The organism is Anaerococcus sp. Marseille-P3915 (genome assembly GCF_900258475.1).
Lineage (GTDB): Bacteria > Bacillota > Clostridia > Tissierellales > Peptoniphilaceae > Anaerococcus > Anaerococcus kampingae.
In genome coordinates this window covers 653,784-661,687 of record NZ_LT984888.1, presented here as the reverse complement: position 1 = coordinate 661,687, position 7,904 = coordinate 653,784, and the positions used below count along the sequence as shown (strand labels likewise).

General features: G+C 36.4%; 9 protein-coding genes. 1 reads left to right on the top strand and 8 read right to left on the bottom strand.

Translation table 11 applies throughout. The annotated features are described in order from the left end of the window. Positions 1–176: 176 nt before the first annotated feature. Together C8269_RS10665 and agaS are read right to left on the bottom strand one after the other, a co-directional pair. On the bottom strand, positions 177–878 hold the full coding sequence (locus C8269_RS10665; protein WP_106461805.1) for a GntR family transcriptional regulator: 702 nt from the start codon (positions 876–878) through the stop codon (positions 177–179). After that, entirely contained in the window at positions 878–2,005 is a 1,128-nt protein-coding gene (gene agaS, locus C8269_RS10660; RefSeq protein WP_106461804.1) for an SIS domain-containing protein, read from the bottom strand. Before agaS ends, C8269_RS10665 begins: the two co-directional genes overlap by 1 nt. A gap of 164 nt (positions 2,006–2,169) precedes the next feature. Between agaS and C8269_RS10655 the strand changes: the two genes are divergently transcribed. Further along, positions 2,170–2,556: a PTS sugar transporter subunit IIA gene (locus C8269_RS10655; RefSeq protein ID WP_106461803.1), complete on the top strand. Its 387-nt coding sequence runs from the start codon at positions 2,170–2,172 to the stop codon at positions 2,554–2,556. Positions 2,557–2,602: 46 nt separating this feature from the next. Here C8269_RS10655 and C8269_RS10650 read toward each other — a convergent pair whose 3' ends face one another. From C8269_RS10650 to C8269_RS10625, 6 genes are all read right to left on the bottom strand, one after another. After that, positions 2,603–3,124, bottom strand: a complete 522-nt coding sequence (locus C8269_RS10650) for a peptidylprolyl isomerase (RefSeq protein WP_106461802.1) — start codon at positions 3,122–3,124, stop codon at positions 2,603–2,605. A 10-nt stretch (positions 3,125–3,134) separates the two neighbouring features. Continuing rightward, positions 3,135–4,484 (bottom strand): PFL family protein, encoded by a 1,350-nt coding sequence (locus C8269_RS10645; protein WP_106461801.1) that lies wholly within the window; start codon positions 4,482–4,484, stop codon positions 3,135–3,137. Position 4,485: 1 nt separating this feature from the next. After that, positions 4,486–4,755, bottom strand: coding sequence for an ACT domain-containing protein (locus C8269_RS10640; RefSeq protein ID WP_106461800.1), 270 nt, complete (start codon positions 4,753–4,755; stop codon positions 4,486–4,488). Between the two features lie 76 nt (positions 4,756–4,831). Beyond that, positions 4,832–6,133 carry a TRAP transporter large permease gene (locus C8269_RS10635; protein WP_106461799.1) on the bottom strand — a complete coding sequence of 434 codons (1,302 nt, stop codon included), beginning with the start codon at positions 6,131–6,133 and terminating at the stop codon, positions 4,832–4,834. Then, the gene (locus C8269_RS10630; protein ID WP_106461798.1) at positions 6,133–6,687 is read right to left on the bottom strand and encodes a TRAP transporter small permease; all 555 of its coding nucleotides are present in this window, start codon (positions 6,685–6,687) and stop codon (positions 6,133–6,135) included. The genes C8269_RS10635 and C8269_RS10630 overlap by 1 nt, the downstream gene beginning before the upstream one ends. After that, positions 6,684–7,700 carry a TRAP transporter substrate-binding protein gene (locus tag C8269_RS10625; RefSeq protein ID WP_106461797.1) on the bottom strand — a complete coding sequence of 339 codons (1,017 nt, stop codon included), beginning with the start codon at positions 7,698–7,700 and terminating at the stop codon, positions 6,684–6,686. Before C8269_RS10625 ends, C8269_RS10630 begins: the two co-directional genes overlap by 4 nt. Positions 7,701–7,904: the final 204 nt, after the last annotated feature.

Below are 7,904 nucleotides of genomic sequence, written 5' to 3'. Positions count from 1 at the left end.
GGATGTATACTTCTGTGTTAAAGTTTAATTTTAATTGAATTGTATCACCAACTAGTGTAAGATTAGTTAATGATGATGTATTACTATTTTGTTTCATAAATACATTGTATCAGAAAAAGACGAGGATGTTTAATTTCCTCGTCTTTTTCTATGTTAGGACTTTTGCAACAGCCCCTTTAGTTGTGGGTATATGAAGTTTCATAATAGAAGAGGTCCGCCCTTGCGTAAGATAGGGTATATTCTATAAGATCATCTTCTAAATCGTAGGACAGCCTGCTTATTTTAAGGCAAGGGCTCTTATCCTCTAGGTTCATCGTTTTTGCCACTTGACTTGTCATAGACGATACCGAAAATCTTTCCTTTATATTATAAATCTTTGACTTATAATCTTCTTCGAAAATATCATATAGGGGTTTATTTTCTAGTAGATTTTTGTCGATTTCCTTGAACCTCTCATAAGGAATGAGGGTTGTTTCATGCATCATGGCTAGGTCATCTGCTAGCCTTAGTCTTGTAAAGGCAATGACCTTAAAGCCTTCCTTTTCTTCAAAGATTTCTCTTTCTTCGGGACTTGCCTGTCTTATTTCAAAGCTTAGGACTAGGGACTTTGGTGTTTTGCCATTTTTTCTGGTTTGTTCTGTAAAGGAATAGTAGTTTGATAAGTTTTCCTTGTTACTTTCCCTGACGAAGGTCCCCCTGCCTTGGACTTGGTAGAGGATGCCTGAGTTTACTAAATATCCCAAGGCTTTTCTTACAGTTGTCCTTGATACTTTATAATCATAGCATAGCTGTCTTTCTGATGGAAGCTTGGCTCCCTTTTCCATGGTGGATATTTTTTCCATCAGGTCGTCTATGAGATTTGAATATAGGCTTGACATTACTTATACTCGTGGATTGTTACGCCTTTTACAACCCTATTTACTGTGTGACTTGCTGATGGATTGTCTGGTGTATTTCCTACTCTTAGACTTGTTATTAATGATACTAGCTGAGCAAATACTATATAAGCTACTGCTAGGTAGGCATCATTTATCCCTTCTGATTTTAGTACAAATTCATATGGGCGATTTATTTCTTCATTTGTTATGCCTATTATTTTAGGAGCGATTCCATCTGCTTTTATTTCGTCTAGGATGTCTATGTCGTAGGCTTTGGTGTATTCATTTTCTGATACAAATGATATGACTAGGGTTTTTTCGTTTATGAAGGATTTTGGACCATGTCTAAAGCCCATGGAGCTATCCCAGATTGTTGCTACTTTGCCTGCTGTGAGTTCTAGAATTTTTAGTCTTGCTTCTTTGGTTAGTTTTCCTAGTGGACCTGATCCTAGATAGACTACTCTGTCGAAGTCAGAGTTTACTAGGTCTTCTATTTCTTGACTTCTTTCATAAATTTCTTTGGCTATTGTTGATAGTTTTTCTACTATTTCTGCCTTATTCTGTGTTTTTGTATCAAAGATTAATAGGCTTGCAAGAAGCATTGATGAGAAGGAGTTTGTCATAGCAAATCCCTTGTCGTTGGTGTATTCTGGGTTTAAGAATACATATGATTTTGGATCTTCTTTTAGCCCTGCTGCTAGTTTTCCATTTTCTGCACAGGTTATTGGTAGGTTGTAGAAGTCATCTACTAGCTGTCTACCTAGCTTAACTGCTGCTAAGGATTCTGGGGAGTTTCCGCTTCTTGCAAATGATACTAAGAGGGTCTTCCTGTCCTTTTTAAAGTGAAGGTATGGAGCTGATACTAAATCTGTTGTGGCTATTGATTCAAATTCAAAGTCTCCATGACTTTTTAGATAGTCTGTTGCGATATTTCCAACATATTCGCTGGTACCTGCTCCTGTAAAGATTACCTTAGCTCCCTTAAGCTTTGATAGAAAATTTTCTATGTCAGCCTTTCTTTCTTCATATAGCCTATATATTTCTAGCCAAGTATCTGCTTGAGCAAATATTTCTGTATAGGTGTTTTTAAAATCTCTTTCTTCTAACTTTGTTTTATCAAGTAACATCATTAATCTCCTTTGCACCCTAAAATTTTCTGGATATGGTAATTACCATTTTATATTACTGTATATGAAATTGGTATTTATGTCAAGAGCCAATGATGATTGACAAGTAATTTATTTTATCTTACAATTATTATAGTAATTTAAGTAAATACTAAGGAGTTTTTATGACAAATGGGGTCATTGCTGTAAGCCACGCTTCTCTTGCAAGCGGAGTCTATTCAGCTATAAAGATGGTCGCTGGCGAATTTAATAATATTAAAATTGAAGAATTTAAGAAAAATCAATCTTATGAAGATTTTGATCAAAGAATTGAAGCAGCTTACCATAGCCTGGCTGATTCTTGTAAAAATATTATAGTTTTTGCCGATATGGCAGGTGGAACCCCCTTTAATAGGGCAGTTTTGACATTAGGCAAATTTCCTAATGTCAAAGTCCTTGCTGGTCTTAACTTTGCAGGATTATATAAGGCACTTGAACTTGAAACTGAAAATATTGATGATCTTGTAGAAGAAATTATCGAATATTCAAAACAATCTTTAATGGCATTTTAAAAAAATCTAGCCTGTCGGATAAGAATCCTAGGCTAGATTTTTTCTTTTATTCTATTATTTCAGGCTCATCGTAGTCTACTCCAAAGGTATCTACTCTTGCCTTTGCAATTTTTACTTCATCTTTTGGTCTGTCATTTCTATCAGTTTTTGCTTCTGCTATCTTATCTACAACATCCATTCCTTCGATGACCTTACCAAAGGCTGCATAGGCTCCGTCTAGGTGTGGACTATCCTTATGCATGATGAAAAATTGGCTGCCAGCTGAATTTGGCATGAAGCTTCTTGCCATTGAGATTACTCCCCTATCGTGTTTTAGATCATTTCTAAAACCATTTTGAGAAAATTCTCCTTTTATAGAATATCCTGGGCCTCCCATGCCTGTTCCTTCAGGATCTCCTCCTTGGATCATGAAGTTTTTGATGACCCTGTGAAAGATTAGTCCGTCATAAAAATCGTGATTTATAAGTGAAATAAAGTTTTTAACTGTATTTGGAGCGATTTCTGGGTAAAGCTCTAGCTTTATCTCATCTCCGCTTTCCATTTCAAATGTTACTATTGGATTTGTCATATTTTTCTCCTTAATTTTTAAATGAGTGGACAGGAGCTGGTATGTGGCCGCCTCTTTTAATCATTATATCTGAATTAGAATCACCTACATCCATTATTGGTGCATAACCTAAGAGGCCACCAAATTCTACCCTGTCACCTACATCTTTACCCGGAACTGGGATTATTCTAACAGCTGTTGTCTTATTATTTATTACCCCAAGTGCTGCTTCATCAGCAATCATTGCCCCGATTGATGTAGCTGATATCTTGCCTGGGATTGCTATCATATCAAGACCTACAGAGCAGACACAAGTCATGGCTTCAAGCTTGTCAAAGGAAATATAGCCCTTGCCAGCAGCTTCTATCATTCCCTCATCTTCACTTACTGGTATGAAGGCTCCTGATAGACCACCTACTCTAGAGCTTGCCATGATTCCACCTTTTTTGACTGCATCGTTTAGCATAGCAAGGGCTGCTATCGTTCCATGGCCTCCTACATGATCTATTCCGATTTCTTCAAGGATTCTTCCTACAGAGTCCCCAATTGCAGGCGTTGGGGCAAGGGAAAGGTCTACAATTCCAAAGTTCTTGCCTAGTTTTTCGCAAACATCCTTACAAATCAATTCTCCCATCCTTGTAATCTTGAAGGCGGTTTTCTTGATAATTTCATAAATTTCATTGATTGGTAAATCTTTTTTATCTTCTATGGCTGCCTTTACTACGCCGGGACCAGAAATTCCAACACTTATAACAGTTTCAGCTTCACCTACTCCATGGAAGGCTCCTGCCATAAAGGGATTATCATCCACTGCATTGGCAAAAACAACTAGTTTAGCACATCCGAAGGCATCATCAGTATTTGCTGCTAAGTCCTTTATAGTTTGGCCACAAAGGGCCACAGCATCCATATTTATTCCAGCCTTGGTAGAACCAACATTAATTGACCCGCAAACCAAATCTGTTTGGGCCAAGGCCTTTGGAATAGATTTAATTAATATCTCATCAGCTTTTGTCATCCCCTTTTCTACAAGAGCAGAAAAACCACCGATAAAGTCTACCCCAATGTCCTTGGCAGCCTTATCCAAAACTTTTGCAAAAGGTGTGTAGTCATCAAGATCTGTAGCTGCTCCTATCATAGAAATAGGTGTTACTGATATCCTGTTATTTATGATTGGAACTCCATAGATTTTTGACACTTCCTTTGATATCTTTATGAAGTCCTTGGTCTCTCTGATTAGCTTGTCATAAATCTTGGCACAGGCCTTTTCATAATCTGGATCTATACAGTCAAAAAGGCTTACACCCATGGTTAGGGTCCTAATGTCAAGATTTTCCTCATCAAGCATCTTTATGGTTTCTAAAATATTGGTCTTATCCATATCAAACCCTTGTCATAGCTTCAAAGAGTTTTTCATTTTGAATTCTTATATCAAGGCCTGTTGCCTCTGATAAGTCCTCAAAACTCTTTGAAATTTCTTCAAAATCTGCCTTTGCCCCATTCATATCTATATTTAACATAGCTACAAATTTATCTTCCATTATAGTTTGGCTCATATCCAGGATGTTTATATTATATTTGAAGAGAATTTTTGTCACTTCATAAATAATTCCTGGTCTATCCTTACCAATTATTGTCAATATTGCTTTCATACGCTCCTCCATTAGTCTTATTGTACCTATATTTTTGAAAATTAAAAAGCTTTCGAATAAATCGAAAGCTCTTTTTCTATATTAGTCCTGCTAATTGTGGTAAAAACATAGTTACAGCTGGAACATAAGTTACAAGTAATAAACCTAATAAAATTAGTGCATAGTACCTTATCATATATGGCATAACCTTGGCAAGGCTTGTATCCCCAATCTTTATTGCAACAAATAAGGTATTGCCAACTGGTGGAGTAATATTGCCTATACATAGGTTATAAACTATTATAAGTCCAAAGTGAACAGGATGGATACCAAACTCTTGGACAATAGGTAAAAATAAAGGTGTAAAAATTAATATAGCAGGGGTTACATCCATAAAGGTTCCTGATATTAATAAAATCACATTCATTATCAATAAGATAATTATAGGATTATCTGTAATTGATAAGAGGCTTTCACCAATCATTTGTGGGATACCGGTAAAGGCCATTACCCATGATAGGATGTTAGAAACACCTATCAAAAAGACAACTATAGCACTCATCTTAGCTGATTCTACTAGGATATTTATTATCTTTTTAAAGTTAAGATTCTTATAAACTAGGCCAAGTATTAGGGAATAGACTACTGAAATAGCTGAACCTTCTGTAGCTGTAAATACTCCGGCTACTATACCGCCTATTACTACTATAATTAAGCCTAGAGATGGTATGGCTGCTATTGTAGCCCTTCCTAGCTTAGACCAGGAGAATTTTCCTTCAGTGCCCTTATAACCTTTCTTCTTAGCTACAAAGATTGCAATTATTATACAAGCCAAGGTCCATATAAGACCTGGTATATAGCCTGCCAAAAATAGGGCAGCTACTGATGTACCACCTGATACTAAAGAATAGGTGATTAAGGCATTTGATGGCGGAATCAAAAGTCCTGCTGGTGCACTTGCTCCATTTGAAGCTGCAGATAAGGCCTTATCATAACCTAATTTGTCCTCGCCTTCCTTAACCATTGATCCAACAGCTGCTGCAGCTGCTGATGCAGATCCAGAGATTGCTCCAAAAAGAGCATTGGCCCCTATATTTGTAACAAGAAGGGCACCTGGTAATTTACCAAGGATTGCCATTACAAAATCTACTAATCTCTTGGCTATACCTCCCTCATTCATAAAGTTACCTGCTAGGATAAAAAATGGGATGGCTGTAAGGGTAAATGATCCCATGCCCACAAAGGTCCTTTGGGCTGCTGTTAGTACCGCAACATTTAGCGGAATTGTGGCAAGAATTGTAACGATTGATGCTATACCAATTGAAAAGGCAATTGGCACTCCTAATATAAGTAAAGAGGCTAAAACTATTAATATAACTGCTAAAGCTTGTCCACCCATTACTTACCTCCTTCGCTTTCATATTTGCTAACTTCGCTTGCTTCATTGGCAATTCTTTCAGAAATCTCTGAAGCACTTGCTGCCTTAAAGAATTTAACCTTACCAGATAGGATATCCTTAATATTTAAAATACAAAAGATCATATTTATTAGACCTGCTATTGGAAGAGGTATATAAAACAAACCTATTGGCAAACCTAGTGATGAAGTCATTTGGTTTAGGGCAAGCTTTGTAATCCTGATTCCTCCGTAGCTAAGAACTACTAGGGAAAAAATAAAAATAATTACTTCAGAAAATATAGCTGCATATTTTTGTGTTTTGACCGATTTTGTATCGATTAGAACAGGTATATTCATATGGCCTCTTTCACTTACCACAAGGCCTGCTCCAAAAAGAGTTGACCAGGCAAATAAATATCCTACTAGCTCTTCAGACCATGTTGATGGCTTGCCTAGGATATATCTGGTAAATACTTGCCAAACTACAAATAAAAGCATAGCAAGAAGGGTGCCTGCTGATAAGATTTTCATTAAATTATCTAGTGCTTTTCTCATTTAGCTTCCTCCTTAGCTGGGTATTTCTTGTTATATTCTTGAATTTTTTCATAGAATGGTTTTAATTTTTCATTCCTATTTAGAACCTCTTCTGTAAGTGGCGCAACAGCCTCAACAAATGGCTTTTGGTCTGGATAGATAAAGTTTACTCCAAGCTTCTTGGCTCCTTCTTTTGCATTATCCACAGCACTTACCCATTTTTCTCTTTGGACCTTATTTAAAACTTTAAAGCCCTCGTCAAATACCTTCCTGTCTTCCCCAAGAGACTCTAACCATTCATAATTAGCAAGGACAATATCAGGAATCATTTGGTGCATATCATATGAATAATACTTGCACACCTCGCCGTGGCCATTGTCTGTAAGACTCATTTCATTATTTTCAGCCCCATCAATAATTCCTGATTGAAGAGCTGTGTAAACCTCACCAAAGCCCATAGGAGAAGCAGATCCTCCAAGTAGGTTCATCATCCTAACATTAGTAGGTGATTGTTGAACCCTTATCTTTAGACCCTTAAGGTCATCAGGTTTTTCTATAGGTTTATCTTTGGTATAAAATGACCTTGAACCAGCATCAAGCCAGGTAACGGCCTCAAATCCCCCATCTCTTGTAGAGGTGAAGATTGAATCTGTTATAGACTTATCATCCATAACTGCATGGTAGGCCTCGCTTGAAGCAAACAAATATGGTAGGTTAAATATTTCATAAACATCATCAAAAGTTTCAAGTATTGAGTTACTTGCAACAACCATATTTATAGCTCCAGTCTGAGTAAGCTGGACCATGTCAGTTTGGCTACCTAGTAGTTCTGATGGGAAAACTTGGATATCATACTTATCTCCAAGCTCATTTTCCACATATTTTTCAAAGGCTAAGAGTCCAAGGTGAGTCGGATGGTTTTGCGATTGGTTGTGGCCAATTCTTATTATCTTCTTTTCTGGTTTAGAAGAACAAGCAACCATAGTCACTAGGACTAATAGACAGAGTATAAGATTTTTAAATCTTTTAAACATAATTCCTCCTTATAAAATTTTTCTGAAAGCAAAACATAAATAACTTAGCAAAAAATATTAAAACAGCCAACAAGATAGGGCTGTTTCAAATTTTCAAGCTTTTATATTTTAATAAAAATCTGTAATCGATTTCACTTTCACTTAATAAAAGTATATTAAAAATTTTTGTTTTTGTCAACAAATAAAAAATGTAGCAAAGACCTA